We start from the raw sequence: 17841 nt of genomic DNA, 5'->3' as shown, positions 1-17841 counted from the left end.
TGTTTTTTTAGCGGAGCGTTTTTATATCGGCAAATAAATTAATTTTTAACCATCAAAAAAATGGAAGAGCAATACATGTTTTTAAACGAATATACCGACCGCCTAATAGAAAAAGGGAAATGCTGCTCGGATATTGGTCTTTGGAATGGGAAAATGGGCATTGCCATTTATTTGTTGCATGCTGCACGAATAACGCAAAATGAAAAATATAATAACGAAGCATTTAATTTGATTGATGCCATTTACGAACAAGTTTCTTATAAAATGCCGTTTTGTTTTGACAATGGGTTGTTGGGAATCGCTTGCGGATTCGAGTATATTATCAGTAAAGGGTTTGCGGATGCAGACAACGATGAAATGTTATCAGAAATAGATCTCGTGGCACAAAACATCATCGAATCACGTCCTACCGATACAATCAACCTAAAAAAAGGCATTTGCGGTGTTGGTTACTATCTGTATTACCGCCTAAAACACAGGCCAGATAAGGCTGATGATATGGCTACCTTGAAACTTAAAGAATACTTGATTTATTGGATTGATTGGATGGAGACTACACTCCTAAATACAAAAGATAGACATAATTATAACGATGCCTATTTCTTGCTTTGTAGGTTACAGAAATTAAACATATTCAATTATAAAGTAGAAAAACTAATAAACCTCTGCTTACGGAAAATAATTGATTTCAATTGCCTGATATCTGATAACTATGAATTATTAGGGATAAATTCATTAAAAGTTTTGAAACCATGGATGTAACTGCTGAACTGACTATTGTTATACCCGTCAGAATTGATTGTAAAGAACGAAAAGAGAATCTGGATATTGTTTTATTCTCAATACTTGAAACGACAAGTGCATTTATAATTATTTTGGAAGCGGATAGCAAACGGCAATATTTTTTTAAAGAACGAGAAGACAGGATAAAGTATGTCTTTATTCATGACGATAATCCCATACTTCATAGAACGCATTATTTAAATAAATTATTGAAAATGTCCGAAACCGATAAAGTAGGAATATGGGATACAGATGTTATTTTGAATGCTAAACAAATAAAAGATGGCATCAATGCCATCAATAATGGAATTACGCTTTGTTACCCATATGATGGACGTTTTTTGTTTTTAGGTGCAAAACAAAGTAATCAGGTGAGATATAATATGACCTCCTTTTTAAACCTAACAGATGAAAATACGACAGATGTGCCCACAGCTTTGGGCCGACCTTCTGTAGGAGGAGCTTTTATCGTAAATAAAGATCGTTACTTACAAGCGGGAGGGGAGAATGAAAATTTTTATGGTTGGGGGCCGGAAGATGCTGAACGTTTAAAACGTATGGAAATTCTTCAAGAACCTATTGCACGAATCAAAGGGCCCTTGTTTCATTTGTACCATCCCCGTGGTATCAATTCAGCCTGCGGTTATACCGAAAGGGATAAAAACAATGTAAATGAACTGATAAAAGTGTGTAGTATGAAAACAGCCGAAATGCATGATTATATAGATACATGGACATGGAAAAGTTAAAATCTAATATTATGAAAATTATTAAAATACTGTCAATTGCACTACTCCCTTTATTGGTAACTTTTATTTTAGAAGCAGCCATTACAGTTTTACTCCTATCATTAACTAATCTGATGCCTCAGCAGGTAGCCTTTGCAAGTCATATTGGACGAATCGTAGTTGTCGTTTACCTCATCGTTATCCTCCGCAAAAAAGGCAGTATTAATATAAACCTCTTTAAAGATAACAGTTTTAATATAGCATTTATTTTTTGGTGTGTCGCATATTCGTTGATCAGCATTGCAATTGGTCATCTATGGACTGAAGGCGAGCCACAGTACCTTGTGGCAAGGGAATTTGGGATATTGAGAATCATAAGTGCTTTGTTTATTGCCACTTGGAGCGAGGAGGTACTTTTTAGAGCCTGGCTGCTCGATTACCTTAGAAAAAAGGGAATAAATGTAATGCTTGCTCTTTTTATCAATGCTTTGCTTTTTGCTTTTTGGCATTACAATGCCATGTACATAGATATTTGGCGAGTGCTTCTTTTACACTTTTTTAGCGGGTTGTTTTTAGGATTTATTTTTCTATACACCAATAACATCCTTTACTCCATTGCGGCACATTTTTTAATCAACCTAACATATTTTTTTATTTCTATCCTCAATTTACCCATAGCCTATGCATATCCAATACTTGCTGTTTCCGGCATTTATTTTTTATTTTTCGTTTACAAGATTATCAAAGGGCCTAATCGCTCGGTTTCTCCCTGATAGCTTTTATATATCTTTTAAAGACAAGCCTTGGGTAGAGATTCATAAACAATATAATCCATGAACGATAAAATTTTGAAAAAAATGTACGCATTCATATTAATGGTATTAATACTTTTGATATATCCAGTATTATCAGGGATACTCGTCTATATTGTTGGGAATATTGACTTATCGTTGCTTAAATGGCCGCAGCTATGGTCTTATGTTACTTTTGTCATATTCTTATTGATATTCTACAAAGACCTAAGGCTAAAATCAAGTTTTAAAATACCAACTTGGAAAGATTTAGTGCTTGCACTCCTCATAGTATTCGCATTACACATAAGTATGATATTTATCCATAATATAGATATGGAAAATGCAACGGTTTATGGCTGGAACAGAAATCCTTATCAAATTATATTCTTTGTATTGTTAACGCCCATTTTCGAGGAAATGGGTTTCCGAATATTGATTATAAACAAATTTAAACATAGACTAAATTTCTGGATTATAGCCATTATCATATCTATCTATTTTGCCTTAATTCATTTTGGAAGTTTTTATGCGCATGTCAGTTTATTTATCTTTTCATTGGTTTTGGTAAGGTTATATTATATTCTAAAAAATGGCACCTTGTTAATACTTATCCATGTACTGTACAATGGAATAATTGCGATTGAAAACACTTTATGGAAAGATTTCTTCAATGCTAACAGTGCTCTTTTGCAATCGCCAACATATTACATAATTGCCGGTGTTTCAATGACAATGCTAAGTTTCCTGTTTTTTAAAACTGGCTGGCATAGGGTAAAGGGTTTTTTAAATTAAAAAAATATAGATGGATGCAGACGGGTAAAAAATCATTTGCTATTTTGCCATGGTCCTGCCTGGCGGGCCATACAAGCAACATCCCCATATCTTGGCATTTGCAGCGATAGTGGCAATGCATAATACGTTTTATTAAACGAAACGAACTATCAAGGGACATTCTGCCGGGGCGGCCCGGCTGCATACTTATACGTTTAAAACATGAAAAACACAAAACGCAAAAAAAACTTAGCCTTTCTTCTCCTTACAGCAATTTCAACATTTTGCTTGCTTAGTTGTAGCGAGCAGGAATTATCCATTGAATTTCCCAAAGAGCAACAAGTTGTTGAAATTCCTTTCCACTATTGTATTAGTGGAAACATGATTACCAAGGCTGTTATTTTAGAAGATACCCTCAGTCTGATTATTGACACAGGAGCATCCATGAGCATTGTCCCAACCAACAACAGCCTGTTGGGGGCAAATACGACTACAACAGCTGCCGACTCCAAAGGAATTACACGAAAGTTGCCTACGACAAAAGTAAAGCACATTGAATGGGGAGGTGTAATCATAAAAAATTTGACCTGTGCTATGCTCGATTCACTGAATTTTAATGCTGATGGCATTATTGGGGGTGACCTATTACGCAACTTCTGTGTAAAGATTGATAACGTTCGGAAAAAGATTATGCTGGCAAAAAGTTCAGGAGCGTTTGAGCCTGAAGGGGAATGCATCCCTTTTGATTTACAATACAATTGCATTTACTTCGCAGAAACTTTGGCAGGGAAAAAGGATACATTCCTTTTCGATTCCGGCTATTCGGGCGAAATTAATATTGGTACTCCGAGTGCTCACTTAGAGGATAAGGTTAAAGACGATAACCAAATATGGATAGATGGGAGCATCGGACTATTCTCGACAAAATCAAATCCGCTAAAAGATTCTGTTGTCTGTGTTTTAGCCAACTTTAGCCTGGGAGATAAAAAGATTGCCCATACAATTGTTGCATACAATAACGGCGTAAACTATAATCTTATTGGCACCGTGTTCATACGCCGTTTTGCATCCATAACTATTGATTACCCGGCTTCCATTATCTGGTTTACATTCCCCGATGACATTGATTTCGTAAAATTTTCCGGGAAAAGGGTTAAAGATGTGCCTGCTGCATACCTCAATCTTTTTTACAAGCGCATCAACTCGCTGGGGATGCAACTAAATAAATCGGTGCCTTTTACAATTCATGCCCTACAATATCGACAAGCCTATGAAAATATACAAGCGGGCGACACACTGGTTGGTATCGACAATATGCTTTTTAACGAGGCAACAATGGATAAAATTATTGAAACAGATAGCCGTACAAAGTTTTATGTGGAGGAAGATACAATCAGGCAGAAAGCAGAGGTGCTAAATACCTTTAGCCGTGGAAATAAAGCAATTTTGCATTTTCTAAAACACGGAAAAATTGAATCGGTCAGCGCTGTGCGCGACACACAAATGAGTCCACTCCCAGCTTTAGCCTATGGTTTTTCATCAGATGATTTTAAATATGGATTTTCCGCCATACGCTTTGATTTAAAAAACTTATGGATGGGCATTCCATGGTCAACCCTAATGGGCAAGGAACAAACAGTAACGTTCTATAAAAATGGTAAAGAACAAACGGTGTCAAATATACCCCCGGAAGATGAATAAGGATATTACAAAAATTGAGTTTAATCATAATTAATTAGCGATATACAATGGCAATATTAAAAACCACAAAACACCTTTGGGTAAATCTTTGCATTTCACTCTCATTTGTAATTTTGTTTGCTTGCACCTCTGGCTCGAGAAAGCAACCAAGTGCTATGACGTTTCAACTAAACAATAAAACAGATACAATTCCACTCATATTTAATCAGGAAGGGACAACAATATTTACAAAATGTATTATTAACGGCAAACAATATACGTTCGGGTTTGATACAGGGGCAGATGGAACAATGATTAATACAAATATTCCTTCGCATGATTTAAAAAAAAATAGTGTTTTTGAAGATATTGACGGTAATACATTTGAAGCAGCAGAAGTTTTAATTGACAATTTTATGCTTTCTGAAATTGAGTTTTCCAATTGTCATTTCTTAAGTTACCCAATCAGGCATTATGATGGTTTATTAGGAGGGGATATTCTGGAAAATTTGATATGGAAAATTGATTTTGCCAACAAACACATTCAAATAACGGACTCTATCGAGAGGTTTAAACCAAAACTTCCGGGCATTCCGTTTAGGCTCAAAAACAAGCGTCCTGTAATTACAGTTCAAGTAAATGGGATTGAAACTGATTTTATTATAGATACAGGACTGTCAGGGTTTGCACTGATTAACAAAGACCAAAGCGCACTTAAAAACAAACTACATCACTTACAAAAATGGGATGTCCTTGGGAAAAATGCAGGGAATAATATTTTTGAAAAAAATGATATTCTTTATGAAAAGCAGGTCTATTATTCCATCGCCGGTCTCGAGGTGGCCAACCATGCTTTTGAAGATGAAATGATCCAAATCAATTCTAATAAAGACAACGTATTGGGGCTTGATTTTTTAAAACGTTTTAACAATGTAATCATCGACTATATAAACCAAAGAATTTATTTTGGAGAAAAACAACAATATAAAACAACTGATTATTACAAGAATATCAATTACGTTATTAATTCATCAGGGGTGGGCATTTCCAATTATAATACACAACCTATCATCTCTCATTTACGCAATAATCTGGAACCAGGCATTAGCCTTGGCGATACCGTGCTGGTAATAAATAACAATGAGGTGTATAAAAGAAACGAATCTTATTTTCATGATAGGTGGGTCGAAAAAGACAATTCCTACAGGTTTGTTGCCTCTAATTATCGAAAAATAATGGCTGAGTTCTATTTTCAAAATGATTATAATGTAATAACGGTAAAAGGTAAAGATAGTGTTATTTCGCAAAAATTAAAGAAACAAAAGAACATCGAGCTCCCCGATACTTTTGTTAATTACCCATTTTTAATAAAAGAATCCCCACTATTTGATTGGATAAAAAGACAAGAAACAGAAATTGGAGAATATTACCTACACATCAGAAAAAGACCTGAACAATAAAAATATTTACCTGTTTGCCATGGCCAAGCCTGGCAGGCCATGCTAGCAACAAGTCGATAGCTTAACATTTGCTGCGTTTAGTGGAAATGCAAAAAGCGAATTATCAATCCACAATAACAATTTATGAAAATAATATATGTAATATTCGTAGCAGCCCTCAGTGTTATTGCACCCGCCATATTTCTATTTTTATTTGGAACTGTCCCCCAGATTTTAGGGATAGTGCTGTCTGCAACTTTTGTTTCGTTATTGATGGCCTCGGGGTCGTTAGCTAATATACCTGTAGTATATTATTTTAATCGGAAACATTCACTTAACCTTAGATATAAATTTAGCCCATTAAGTTTTCAAACTTTGATGCTTTTAGTTGTTTTTAGCATAATTATTTGGTTTATTCTTCCTTTATTCAGCCATCCCGGGTTGTTTTTTGACAATCTAATCCATCGCAGAGCAACGGTCTTTTTGCCCGGATTGGAATCGTTTTCCGTGTCATTTGTTGTTTTCTCAATGGGGAAAATACTTATTGCGCCTATTATGGAAGAACTCATTTTTAGAGGTGTAATTTTCAAATTACTAAAGGAAAATTATTCATTCTGGATATCGGTGATTATATCAAGTATGCTTTTTGCCGGGGTTCATTTTAATTTTTCCGATTTGAGTTTTTTGTTTGTTTATGGAATACTGTTTTGTTGGGTTTATGATAAAACAAAATCTCTGTGGGCACCCATTGTTCTGCATGTGCTGATTAATTTTTATTCGCAAACTACCCGGATTCAAGAATTTTCTATGAGCCCGCTAAATTCATTGTTTTATGTTATAATGGTATTGCTCAGTGTGATATTAGTATTACACATTCTTAGGTTTATGGGTAAGAATAAACATTCATCTTCCTTGTAAAACTAATTTGTTGAAAATGAAGAAAACGTGTTATCCAAGAAATATTTTGCAAAGTTGCATATTTATTGCAGGCTACATACTTTTAGCAGGCTCTTTATCACTGCTTCTTGTTAAATTTTAGGATGGATTTACTATAAAACCAATAATTTATGGTTATGCATTGGGATTCATACTTTCGCCAATTCCACAGGCTTTTTAGTGCCCCATGTGCGGCAATATATAGAAAGTCACGAGCAGGTATCAGCCAATCCTTTTTTTATAATAGTTTTGGGATTTATCGCTTTCGGGTCTTGCATATTTATATTCTTTGCTTTGAAAAGATTACAGACCATATTAAAAAATAACCACTTTAAAAAGCACATATTCAAATGATTATACTAAAAAGCAATATCGTATTATATTTTTCTTTCTATGTTTACTGTGGTCATGTAAGTCTAACTCTGATGATGATTTAAATCAATTATTAGAGAAACATGAACAAATAAAAAAAATTAGTATTTCTTGGCACCTTAATCATTAATTAGGATCTGATAATCATATAATTTATAATTATGTTTACTTAAGTAATGACACCTCATATTATCTAGAGTTTTCAAAAGTAAATAACATCATAAATTTTAGTCTTTTAAGGTGTGAAATAATAAAGGATGATACTTTGCATTCATTAATGTTTAGTAAAAATCTTGATACTTGTTTTTATTTCAAAGTTGGCATTCATGCTGAGAAACCGCAGGACATAAAAGAAAGTTCGGCGAAAAAGGTTATTTTTGAAAGAAAAAAATGAATGGCAAAAGAATCTGAAATCATATTTTACCAAGGAGATGATGGAAAAGTAAAAATTGAGGTTCTCTATCACGATGAAACTTTTTGGATGACTCAAAAGAAGATTTCCGAGTTGTTTGGAGTTCAGAGACCTGCAATAACAAAACATTTAAAAAACATCTTTGGGAGTGGCGAATTAGTTGAAGGTTCAGTTAGTTCCATTATGGAACATACTGCCGAGGATGGAAAAAAATACAAGACAACATTTTATAACCTTGACACCATCATTGCGGTTGGATATCGAGTTAATTCAAGCAAGGCAACCAAATTCAGGATTTGGGCTACAAAAGTTTTAAAAGAGTTTATAACCAAAGGGTTCGTATTAGATGATGAACGTTTAAAACAGGGTAAGCATTTCGGAAAAGATTATTTTGATGAGTTACTTGAAAGGATTCGTGAAATTCGGGCTAGTGAAAGGCGATTTTATCAAAAAATAACTGACATCTATGCGCTTTCATTAGACTACGACAATTCTGATTTTTTGACAAAAGATTTCTTTGCGTCAGTTCAAAATAAACTTCATTGGGCAATAACTGGGAAAACAGCTGCCGAGATAATTTACACTTCAGCAGATGCTAAGAAATTGTATATGGGATTATCAAATTGGAAGCATGCACCTGATGGGAAAATTCTAAAATCTGATGTTTCTATTGCTAAGAACTATTTGAATGAACAGCATATTAAAGAGCTCAATAGGATTGTTTCAGCATATCTCGATTTAGCTGAAAGCAGAGCCGAAAGACAAATTCCAACGACAATGGAAGAATGGATTAATTTCTTGCATCAGTTTTTGGAATTATCAAGTTTCCCGATTCTTAAAGACAAAGGAAAGATTTCAGCTTTAGAGGCAAAATTAAAAGCAGAACAAGAATACGGCAAATACAGAATGATTCAAGATAAGAACTATGAATCTGATTTCGATAAAGAAATTAAAAGGCTGAAAGGCGATGAATAAAGCACGAAATGCCAACAATGTACAAAAATAATAGCCGAAACAGTTGTAAGTTCAAGGGTTGTAGCCCGCTTTAGCCTTTCTGTGACTTGAAAAATTTGCAGCCCGCAGACGGCTACTATTCTTGTACCAAACGAAAAGTACTATACTAATTATGTATTTAAGCCTAAATTAATGGAGGGCAAAACATTTGTGACTGGTAAAGAATGTTATAAAGGGATGTTTTTTATTAAATAGTGATTGTGCTGCCAGTACGCTCTCCCAAGCTTCAAGGGAAGATATAACTGGCAACGCTAGGCGGCAAGTTTTCCAATGGGGCAATAACCGGGGCTTTTACAAATCTTTCCATGCTTCATCTTCTTCAGGTAACAGCCAGTCTTTGGCTAACACTTTTTCACTTGCAAGATGGGTCAATATGTTATTGTACTCCGGTTTTTGCTTTGTCTCTTTTTTTAACACTTCGCTTAATTTAAGTTTTTCTTTATAAGGCTATTGCTTTACAAGGTCAACAACCTGGTTGAAATTAAGGGGTAAGTTTATGTTTAAATTTGCAGCTTCCATAATTTTACATTTTAAGAACCGTAAGCCAATCTTGTTTTAGCGTCTCTCAGGTAAGCATCAATTAAGGCAAATAAATGACCTTTATCTGTATCTTTTAAGGTCTCAATATCCATAAGCTTTTGTACTGTCTGCTTATCAATAGAGGGCTTTGTTTTATCATTTACGAGATAATCAAGTGTAACGTCAAAAATATCCGCAATTCTTTTTGCTACTTCTACAGAAGGAACAACTTCGCTACGCTCAAACTTGCCGATAGCTTCTCGCGAAGCTTCGGTTGCTTTAGCTAAATCGGACTGCGACCAATTTTTGCCTTTTCAGAGCTGTGCAATTTTATCACCTATTTTAAGCATAATCAAACCTTATTCTGTACGATAATACATTGATTTTACAAAGATAAGGTAATACAAAATTAAACAATATAATTGCTTGCTGCAAGGGTGTTATTTTATTGTTTTGTGTCCTATAATACACAAGTGTGAAATTTTTAAAACTTTTTTCATCATGGAAATAAGCGAGATAAAACAGAGGCTGAAAATAGAAACAGTTCTAAAACACTACGGTTTACAAGCCAACCGAAACGGGATGCTCAAATGCCCTTTCCATGAAGAAAAAGAACCAAGCTTAAAAATATGCCTATGACCCGTGTTCAGAGAAACCCCCAATTGACAAGTTTACGTAGGCAGTTGGGTTGGTTGAACTCTTGTCCGGCTCTAACGGAAATCCCGCCATAGAATTCGGGAGTGAAACCGGCGTAACCCCGTCGACTGGTCATTGGCCGACACACGGACATCGTGGTTCGCTAGCCGGGGTTATACCCTGCACAGCCTGCCCCGCCTTAGCATTTGGATGGGTTTGCACTAATTAACATGAGCGGACGTGTATATGATCCCGCTATAAGTAGCTCCCTAAGTCCCGACCCCCGGTTGCAATCGCCAGGCAATTGGTGAATTACAACAGGTATGCGTATGGTTTGAATAATCCGTTGGTTTATACTGACCCTACAGGAGAAATATTCTGGGTAGCATTGGCTTTGATTGCGAAAATCGGGATTGGGATAGGAGCAGGAGTAGGAGCTCCTCACCCCACAAACCTACCTTCCTGCTCCTTACTGATAATAACGCATCGCGGTTTAAAAAAACGTTGCCTGTTACGGGCCACCCAATCGTAAAGCGGATCGGCAACAAAAGGGGGGATTATTTTAAATATGGCCAGTAGGTTGAAGGGAAATTTTAAGTAGGGCGTTAAGCGGGTTAAGGCCCTGCTTTTAATATAAATGCTATTATTTTGCAGTAGCACCACCGAATCGAGATTTGGTGGTGCATCCGCTGAATTCTGCAAGATACCTTTGGCCCAATCCGATTGCAGCGTGGCGAACTTTAAGCGTTTATCCTTTTCGTAGCGCAGAATAAACTGGACGGCAAAACTGCACAGGCCGCATTCTCCGTCGTATAATAATATCGGCTCATTATTTTTATTATTCATTACACTTCTCTTTTGCTGTATAACGGATTTAGAGGTAAAACAGTTGAAAAAAGCGTAACAGAATATCAATAGCCTCAGCCTATTTAGCCCAAATTATTGGCTGCCCATCCTGATACTGAATATTTAACTCAGCAGGCCGAACCTTGATTCAGGAATTATTGCTACTCCCGGTAACTACTGGTATTCAACGTCAAATTAAATACTCAAATAAGTTAAAGTTTTTATTGAGGTACTCCCCATAAAAGTTACGGGCTTTCATTCTTTCCATTAGTGGTTCAAAGTCGGCGGGATCTTTTAGTTCTATGCCCACGAGTGCGGGGCCTTTTTCACGGTTAATCTTTTTTGAATACTCAAAATGAACGATGCTGTCGTTAGGTCCCAGAATGTCGTTCACAAAATCTTTTAGTGCTCCGGCACGTTGCGGGAATCGAACGATAAAATAATGCTTTAAACCTTCGTACAACAAGGACCGTTCTTTAATTTCTTCCGTGCGGGTAATATCGTTGTTGCCACCACTGATGATACACACCACGTTTTTACCTTTTATCTGTTCTTTGTATTGCTCCAACGCGGCAACGGACAAAACACCGGCCGGCTCAGCAACAATGGCTTCGTTGTTATAAAGTTCCAATATTTTGGTGCACACTTTACCCTCGGGTACTGTTGTTATATCGTCGAGATATTTTTGGCATAGCGGAAAAGTGTATTCACCCGGTCGCCGCACGGCCGCTCCATCCACAAAATTGTCAATTTCGTGCAGAGCAAAAACCTCACCTGTTTCCATGGATTTTTTCATGGCTGCCGCTCCTTCGGGCTCAACGCCTATCAGTTTTACTTTTGGCGAAACTTGTTTAATGTAGGTGCTTAATCCTGCTGTTAGCCCACCACCACCAATGGGTATAAACACAAAATCTACTTCGGGCAAATCCTCCATAATCTCGATACCAATAGTGCCTTGACCTTCAATCACTTTCTTGTCGTCGAAGGGCGGAATAAAGGACAACTGATTTTGCCTGCTGTATTCCAAAGCATTACTGTTGGCATCATCGAAGGTATCGCCCACCAGCATTACTTCAACCCACTCTTTGCCCAATGTTTTTACTCTTTTTATCTTTTGCGACGGGGTGGTGGTTGGCATAAAAATGATGCCCTTCACCTTTAAAATAAAACACGACATGGCTACACCCTGGGCATGGTTGCCGGCACTGGCACAAACAACGCCGCATTTGATATCCTGTAGGGGCATGGAGGCCATTTTGTTATAGGCACCCCGTATTTTGTAGGAGCGCACCACCTGCTGATCCTCGCGTTTAAAATAAACGTTGGCTTCATATTTTTCGGAGTAGGTAGGGTTAAGTTCTAATGCTGTTCGTTTTATCACACCCTTTAGCCGATCCGATGCTGCTATTATATCTTTAATCTGTGGAAAGTATGTGGATTTTCTACCCATATTTATATTTTTTGCAAAGGTAGGATAAAATGAGTTTAATTGTATTTATGAAGCGACCATTTTAAACCGATATAAGTATCGGCATTTTTTAAAATAAATTAACAAATTACAACAAGCCTTACTAATGTATAGTGGCAAACGTGGAGATAAAACCTTATGTTTGTTGCATGAGGCGGAATGAAAATACAGATAAAGGCATGGTATATTTGGGTGTTGGCATCCTTATATTACTGTTTATACTTGTGCCCTGTAATGTGCGCAATGCCGTGCAGGCCTCCTTGAGCCTTAAACAAACCGAGGTACTCAACCCAAGCAAGACCAGTTTAATTAAGGCTTCTTGCACTGCTTTTGAGCGCGAAAAGTTTTCAAATAGGTCTTCCAAAATTTCCACCAAAATAAAATTAGAGGCTACCCCTACTTTAATACCATCTTCTCTTTGTTTTGTTGAATCGGATAAGCTGGCATTCGCCAAAAATTACGTAGGAAACAGACTTACACCACCCATTCCTTATTACATCTTATATCAAAATTTCAAGGTTTATCTGTAATCAATTCTTTTGATTGAAACAGAGTAAGCTAATACCCCTGAAAATGAGGTGATTTTTAACGATTAACACACAGTAAGATGAAAATAAAAAATGACTCAGGGCTTCTGGCCCTTGCGGTGCGTCTGGTTATTGGCTGGACGTATTTTTCCGCTTTCTTTCGCAGAACAATTTTAGCTAATAAATTAGATCCCGAAGTAGGTGGCTATATCGGTGAAAAATTCAATCACTTCCTACCCAATGCTTTGGGTATAAAACCCATTATTCAGTATTTAGTAGAAAACCCCGATACTTTGTGGTGGGCTATGGTAATATTTACCATAGTAGAGGGCATTGTAGGACTTTTTATTATGTTGGGTTTTTTTACCCGATTGATGAGTGTAGGTATATTTGGTTTAGCAATGGGTATATTGCTGGGCTCGGGCTGGATAGGCACCACCTGCCTGGATGAGTGGCAGATTGGTGTTTTGGGTATCGCATCCGGCTTTATGTTGTTTCTATCAGGAAGCGGTATGTACTCAATAGATAATTACCTGATGCAAAAAAAGCATTGGATAAGCCAAAAAAAATGGTTCCCATGGATAGGATCGGGCACTTTGCCCATAAAAGATCGTATTTTTCCTAAGATTGTTTTGGCAGGCTCGCTTTTCATCCTCGCAATGACTCTATTTACCAACCAGGTATTTCATGGTGGGCTGTGGGGTACACTGCACAACAAATCGGTAAAACCTAAGTTAGAAATTAGCGAGGGACAATTTATGGGCAACCAAATTTCTTTTGATGTATTCAGAACCGAAGGAGTAGATGTTTATGGCGCCTGGATAATCGGCATGGAATTAAACGACGGGCAGAATAATAACGTATTCAACCTTTCGCAGGATGAGCTGGCATCACTAAAATGGATGCAGGTAGAAAATTATTATGTGGCAAAGGTAAAACCCGGCAAGCATAGCCTGGTGGTGCCACTGGGCGCCAAAGCTAAAATTAGCATCCAGCACCCATCGGTCACTAAGCTGCCCAAAGGTAAGTACCGTTTAAAAATAACCGATATTAGCGGGGCAAGTTGGGTGCATCAAATTGTCAGATAATCTCTATTTCTTTATTTTACGCTTACAACCTCCCTCAGGAAGTTTTATTAAATGAAAATTTCTGTTAGGGAGGTTTTTTTAAACTATTGTTTTATTTGGCTACAGATGCTTACTTTTGTACCCGATACACGCAAAATTTGAGTGGTGGTTGAACGCCATATATTTAATTTTGTGCAGTGGATAATCCATATAGAAAAATCATTTTTACGAAAAAACATATTATGAAAAAATTATTATTTGTAGTGGCCACGGTGACGGCTGTTTTGCTTACCTCGTGTAACAGAACAAAAAAAACCGACAAAAAAACAACTGTTGATACACACAGCGCGCAAAACGCTCTTGACTGGGAAGGAACCTATTATGGAGTTACCCCCTGTGCTTCGTGCCCCGGTATTGAAACGGAACTGACCTTAACAGCTGATTTAAATTATGTTTTAACCCGCCTATACTTAGAGGAAGACGAATCAGAATATACCCTGGAAGGTAAATTTAGCTGGAAGGGCAACAATATTGAATTGGAAGAAGCAGACAAAGATAGTTCGCCTGTGATTTTTAAAGTGGAGGAAAACCAGGTGCGTCAATTAGATAGGCAGGGCAAGGCCATAGAAGGAGAATTGGCTTCGCATTACGTTTTAACTAAAAATGGTAATTTAAATGTCGAAAACAAACGATGGGAGCTCAAGGAGCTAAACGGTAAAGCTGTTGAGGGAAGTGCCGAAACGCATTATATTATTTTTCATTCCAAAGAAAATAGAATTGAAGCTAAGGCCAATTGCAACAATTTACTTTTTGATTACACCATTCGTCATCAGTTTCAATTAATCACTTCACCCGGCGCCGCTACCCTGATATCCTGCCCGGAAGACGATGGTATGGAACGCGAATTTATCGATGCCATTAGCACGGCCGACAACTTAAGTGTAACAGAAACTACCTTGTCACTGAACAAAGCCAGAATGGCTCCGTTAGCCAAGTTTGAGCTTGTCAAGAATTGAAAATTGCAAACCAAAAAATATGACTCGATTACTTCATAAAATTTTATACACGGCTGGCTATCCCATTGCAATTTCAGTTGCTTTGCTATTGCTAAGAATTTCTGTTGGCCTTTTAATGCTCACCCACGGTTACAGTAAATTTTTATTGCTACTGGGCGACGAGCCTATTCAATTTGCCGACCCCATAGGGATAGGCGTTACAGCCTCTTTGGCACTAACGGTTTTTGCCGAATTCTTTTGCTCCATATTATTAATGCTGGGTATTGCCACCCGCCTGTCGGCCATCCCCTTGCTTATTACCATGTTGGTTGCGGCATTTGTATTTCATGCACAAGATCCTTTCGCGCGGCAAGAGTTACCCTTGCTTTATGCTACTATTTATCTTGCCATTATCATTGTAGGTGCCGGTAAATATTCGGTTGACAATTGGATATCCAAAAAAATCGGATAATCCATTATTTCAATTTTAAAGCCCTGTCAAATCCTGACGGGGCTTTAAAATTGAAATACATACAAAGCATCAAAAATTACCAAAGCAAATCTTTCCGCAAATTCTACTTTCTTTGGCCTTTACCTCTTCGTTGAATCATTTCCTTTTCCCAGTCGATCATTTTTTTAAATTGATCTGCGCTCAATACGGATTTTAGTTCCAACTGACGATCTTTTCGTACTTGGGCCATAGCCTCGCGCATGGCGGTTCTGTCCTGTCCCGGGGCTTTTCGAATTTCCCGTTGCTTCTTCACAAACTTAAGGTTAATCGCTTCCACCTTTGTTGTTTGCTCCAGGCTCAGCCCTAAGTTTTGTTTCATGCGCTCGGTCTGCTTTGCGGCCATTTCTTCGGGAGTGCCTGTGTTGCGCTGTCCCCGTTGATTTTGTGCCTGCAGCGGAATGGTAACGAGGACCATCAGCAATACTAACCCTGATAATAAACCTTTCATAACAAATAAAATTTAATAAAAATAATGTGCTTAGTAATCCAGTATCTATATAGACGTCAAAATCACTTCCTCCCCTCACACAATTAGGAACGGATAGACACTCCGCATTTTAAATGCCAAAAGCAAGCGGTTAAAATAACAGCCCCACCCGGCTAACAACATCCGATAGTAAATAATTTCCCGGGTTTAAAATAATTGGCTTCCTTTGTACACATGATATCATCCTTTGTAAATCCTTTACAAACCGACTGGAATACCTGGTTTATTACAGCACTATGTGCCTTAATTACCGGTTTGAGTAAATCCGGGCTAAAAGGATTTGCCATGATCAATATCCCCATATTGGCAATACTTTACGGTGGCATGTCCTCAGTTGGCATTTTATTACCTTTTTTAATTTTTGGCGATGCCTTTGCATTAATTTATTATCGCCGAAATGCGCAGTGGAGCCACATTAAACGCCTGTTTCCATGGACTATGGTTGGTTTGGTAATAGCTATGCTGATAGGTAAGTACATCAACGATCAACAATTCAGAACAAGTATTGCCGTATCTATTTTGGTATGCCTTGCCATTATTGTTTACCGCGATATATCGGGACAAAAAACAGCGCTTACAAATAATAAATGGTTTACCCATTCCTTGGGTTTTTCCGGTGGTTTTGCCACCATGATAGGGAATGCGGCAGGGCCTATTTTCAATCTGTATTTAATGAGCATGCGCTTACCCAAAAATGTTTTTATAGGTACCGGAGCCTATTTTTATCTTATCCTTAACACCATAAAGCTACCTATTCATTTTTTTTATTGGCAATCGATATCCACCAGTACCTTACAGTTAAACTTTGTTATGCTCCCCATTTTGTTAGCGGGAGCCTTTGCCGGTAAAAAAATTGTACAGTACATCCCCGAAAAAGCCTATCGAATTTTTGTGATAGGTGTAATTGCTTTATCCGCTATAGTATTGCTTTTGAAATAAAAATCATCCTATATTAACATAAAACAGCCCTTTTGAAAGCGTATTGTGCGATAAAAAATAATATCGTATTTTAAGCTTAACGAAAAATTAAACCATGGCAGAACATAACGAACTAGGTAAGCAGGGAGAACGGGTTGCCGTTAAATATATGGCCGGCATAGGCTACAAGATTTTAGAACAGAACTGGTATTATAAGCACAAGGAGATTGATTTGATTGCCCAAAAAGAAGATTTGTTGGTTATCGTAGAAATTAAAACCCGAACCAACGACGATTGGGAATTGCCCGAAGAATCTATCACTAACGCGAAAATACGTTTTTTGGTAGATGCCACCGAAGCCTATATTATGCAAAACAATATTGATTTAGAAGTGAGGTTCGATGTGATTGCCCTTACCCCGGAAAATAACGATTGGAAAATAGAGCATATTACTGAAGCCTTTTATCCTCCGGTCAATTAGTCGTAAAAAATTATTATTAACATCTCAAAAAAAGTACTTTTATAAAAAAAATCTTCCCCATTAATTATGAATATAGAAGAAATACGTAATTATTGTCTGTTAAAAAAAGGCACCAGTGAAGCACTTCCCTTCGACCAGGTTACCCTTGTTTTTAAAGTGATGGGAAAAATGTTTGCCCTCACCAATTTAGAGGGTGATCTGTCTATTAACTTAAAGTGCGACCCGGAAAAAGCCATCCAACTCAGGGAACAGTATGAATCCATCCAACCGGGATACCATATGAGTAAGGTACATTGGAACACGGTACAAATGGACGGTAGCCTAAAACCGGACTTTGTAATGCAAATGATAGATCACTCCTATGATTTGGTGGTATCAAAACTCACAAAAAAACAAAAGGAAAAGCTGGCCTTATGCTAAGCATGAGCTTGTTTTGGTAATACTGTTTGTGTTTATT

At 37.2% G+C, this 17841-nt stretch carries 21 protein-coding genes and 1 pseudogene; 16 read left to right on the top strand and 6 right to left on the bottom strand.

Translation table 11 applies throughout. The features are described from left to right. Nucleotides 1-60 precede the first annotated feature (60 nt). The 6 genes from FN809_RS11280 to FN809_RS11255 all read left to right on the top strand — a co-directional run bounded on the left by FN809_RS11280 (nt 61) and on the right by FN809_RS11255 (nt 6216). Complete coding sequence (locus FN809_RS11280) at nt 61-762, top strand: lanthionine synthetase LanC family protein (RefSeq protein ID WP_142533622.1); 702 nt, start codon at nt 61-63, stop codon at nt 760-762. Continuing rightward, nucleotides 753-1532, top strand: a complete 780-nt coding sequence (locus FN809_RS11275; RefSeq protein WP_142533621.1) for a galactosyltransferase-related protein — start codon at nt 753-755, stop codon at nt 1530-1532. The genes FN809_RS11280 and FN809_RS11275 overlap by 10 nt, the downstream gene beginning before the upstream one ends. A gap of 11 nt (nt 1533-1543) precedes the next feature. Further along, nucleotides 1544-2284: a CPBP family intramembrane glutamic endopeptidase gene (locus FN809_RS11270; RefSeq protein WP_185957543.1), complete on the top strand. Its 741-nt coding sequence runs from the start codon at nt 1544-1546 to the stop codon at nt 2282-2284. Between the two features lie 60 nt (nt 2285-2344). Continuing rightward, the gene (locus FN809_RS18225) at nt 2345-3097 is read left to right on the top strand and encodes a CPBP family intramembrane glutamic endopeptidase (RefSeq protein WP_142533619.1); all 753 of its coding nucleotides are present in this window, start codon (nt 2345-2347) and stop codon (nt 3095-3097) included. Nucleotides 3098-3298: 201 nt separating this feature from the next. Beyond that, nucleotides 3299-4777, top strand: a complete 1479-nt coding sequence (locus FN809_RS11260) for a pepsin/retropepsin-like aspartic protease family protein (protein ID WP_142533618.1) — start codon at nt 3299-3301, stop codon at nt 4775-4777. 47 nt (nt 4778-4824) lie between these two features. Beyond that, nucleotides 4825-6216, top strand: a complete 1392-nt coding sequence (locus FN809_RS11255) for a pepsin/retropepsin-like aspartic protease family protein (RefSeq protein ID WP_142533617.1) — start codon at nt 4825-4827, stop codon at nt 6214-6216. Nucleotides 6217-6563: 347 nt separating this feature from the next. Here FN809_RS11255 and FN809_RS18015 read toward each other — a convergent pair whose 3' ends face one another. Continuing rightward, the gene (locus FN809_RS18015; RefSeq protein ID WP_246095586.1) at nt 6564-6764 is read right to left on the bottom strand and encodes a hypothetical protein; all 201 of its coding nucleotides are present in this window, start codon (nt 6762-6764) and stop codon (nt 6564-6566) included. Between FN809_RS18015 and FN809_RS18220 the strand changes: the two genes are divergently transcribed. The 3 genes from FN809_RS18220 to FN809_RS11245 all read left to right on the top strand — a co-directional run bounded on the left by FN809_RS18220 (nt 6724) and on the right by FN809_RS11245 (nt 8890). Then, on the top strand, nt 6724-7113 hold the full coding sequence (locus FN809_RS18220) for a CPBP family intramembrane glutamic endopeptidase (protein WP_394348166.1): 390 nt from the start codon (nt 6724-6726) through the stop codon (nt 7111-7113). The genes FN809_RS18015 and FN809_RS18220 overlap by 41 nt on opposite strands. Nucleotides 7114-7227: 114 nt before the next feature. Then, nucleotides 7228-7485, top strand: coding sequence for a CPBP family glutamic-type intramembrane protease (locus tag FN809_RS18215; protein WP_394348165.1), 258 nt, complete (start codon nt 7228-7230; stop codon nt 7483-7485). A gap of 412 nt (nt 7486-7897) precedes the next feature. Next, nucleotides 7898-8890: a virulence RhuM family protein gene (locus tag FN809_RS11245; RefSeq protein ID WP_142533615.1), complete on the top strand. Its 993-nt coding sequence runs from the start codon at nt 7898-7900 to the stop codon at nt 8888-8890. Between the two features lie 330 nt (nt 8891-9220). Here FN809_RS11245 and FN809_RS18085 read toward each other — a convergent pair whose 3' ends face one another. The 4 genes and pseudogenes from FN809_RS18085 to ilvA all read right to left on the bottom strand — a co-directional run bounded on the left by FN809_RS18085 (nt 9221) and on the right by ilvA (nt 12380). Beyond that, entirely contained in the window at nt 9221-9346 is a 126-nt protein-coding gene (locus tag FN809_RS18085) for a hypothetical protein (protein ID WP_262709424.1), read from the bottom strand. Between the two features lie 113 nt (nt 9347-9459). After that, nucleotides 9460-9744, bottom strand: a pseudogene (locus tag FN809_RS18210) (helix-turn-helix transcriptional regulator); the annotation flags it as partial. 781 nt (nt 9745-10525) lie between these two features. Further along, nucleotides 10526-10930, bottom strand: coding sequence for a thiol-disulfide oxidoreductase DCC family protein (locus FN809_RS11230; protein WP_142533614.1), 405 nt, complete (start codon nt 10928-10930; stop codon nt 10526-10528). Nucleotides 10931-11120: 190 nt separating this feature from the next. Next, complete coding sequence (gene ilvA, locus FN809_RS11225) at nt 11121-12380, bottom strand: threonine ammonia-lyase IlvA (RefSeq protein ID WP_142533613.1); 1260 nt, start codon at nt 12378-12380, stop codon at nt 11121-11123. 167 nt (nt 12381-12547) lie between these two features. On the opposite strand from ilvA, the gene FN809_RS11220 reads away from it, so the two are divergent. From FN809_RS11220 to FN809_RS11205, 4 genes are all read left to right on the top strand, one after another. Then, on the top strand, nt 12548-12928 hold the full coding sequence (locus tag FN809_RS11220; protein WP_142533612.1) for a hypothetical protein: 381 nt from the start codon (nt 12548-12550) through the stop codon (nt 12926-12928). Between the two features lie 77 nt (nt 12929-13005). Further along, nucleotides 13006-14013 carry a TQO small subunit DoxD gene (locus FN809_RS11215; RefSeq protein ID WP_142533611.1) on the top strand — a complete coding sequence of 336 codons (1008 nt, stop codon included), beginning with the start codon at nt 13006-13008 and terminating at the stop codon, nt 14011-14013. A gap of 221 nt (nt 14014-14234) precedes the next feature. Beyond that, entirely contained in the window at nt 14235-15008 is a 774-nt protein-coding gene (locus tag FN809_RS11210; protein ID WP_142533610.1) for a copper resistance protein NlpE N-terminal domain-containing protein, read from the top strand. Between the two features lie 19 nt (nt 15009-15027). Beyond that, nucleotides 15028-15459 (top strand): DoxX family protein, encoded by a 432-nt coding sequence (locus tag FN809_RS11205; protein ID WP_142533609.1) that lies wholly within the window; start codon nt 15028-15030, stop codon nt 15457-15459. Between the two features lie 103 nt (nt 15460-15562). Here the strand turns inward: FN809_RS11205 and FN809_RS11200 are convergent, their stop codons facing one another. Continuing rightward, on the bottom strand, nt 15563-15946 hold the full coding sequence (locus tag FN809_RS11200; RefSeq protein ID WP_142533608.1) for a hypothetical protein: 384 nt from the start codon (nt 15944-15946) through the stop codon (nt 15563-15565). A 213-nt stretch (nt 15947-16159) separates the two neighbouring features. On the opposite strand from FN809_RS11200, the gene FN809_RS11195 reads away from it, so the two are divergent. The 3 genes from FN809_RS11195 to FN809_RS11185 all read left to right on the top strand — a co-directional run bounded on the left by FN809_RS11195 (nt 16160) and on the right by FN809_RS11185 (nt 17804). Next, nucleotides 16160-16924: a sulfite exporter TauE/SafE family protein gene (locus FN809_RS11195; RefSeq protein ID WP_142533607.1), complete on the top strand. Its 765-nt coding sequence runs from the start codon at nt 16160-16162 to the stop codon at nt 16922-16924. Between the two features lie 94 nt (nt 16925-17018). Continuing rightward, entirely contained in the window at nt 17019-17384 is a 366-nt protein-coding gene (locus tag FN809_RS11190; protein WP_142533606.1) for a YraN family protein, read from the top strand. A gap of 66 nt (nt 17385-17450) precedes the next feature. After that, entirely contained in the window at nt 17451-17804 is a 354-nt protein-coding gene (locus FN809_RS11185; RefSeq protein WP_142533605.1) for an MmcQ/YjbR family DNA-binding protein, read from the top strand. Nucleotides 17805-17841: the final 37 nt, after the last annotated feature.

The organism is Saccharicrinis carchari (genome assembly GCF_900182605.1).
GTDB lineage: Bacteria > Bacteroidota > Bacteroidia > Bacteroidales > Marinilabiliaceae > Saccharicrinis > Saccharicrinis carchari.
Note: the sequence above shows the minus strand (reverse complement) of the source record. Positions and strands in the feature narration are given on the sequence as shown.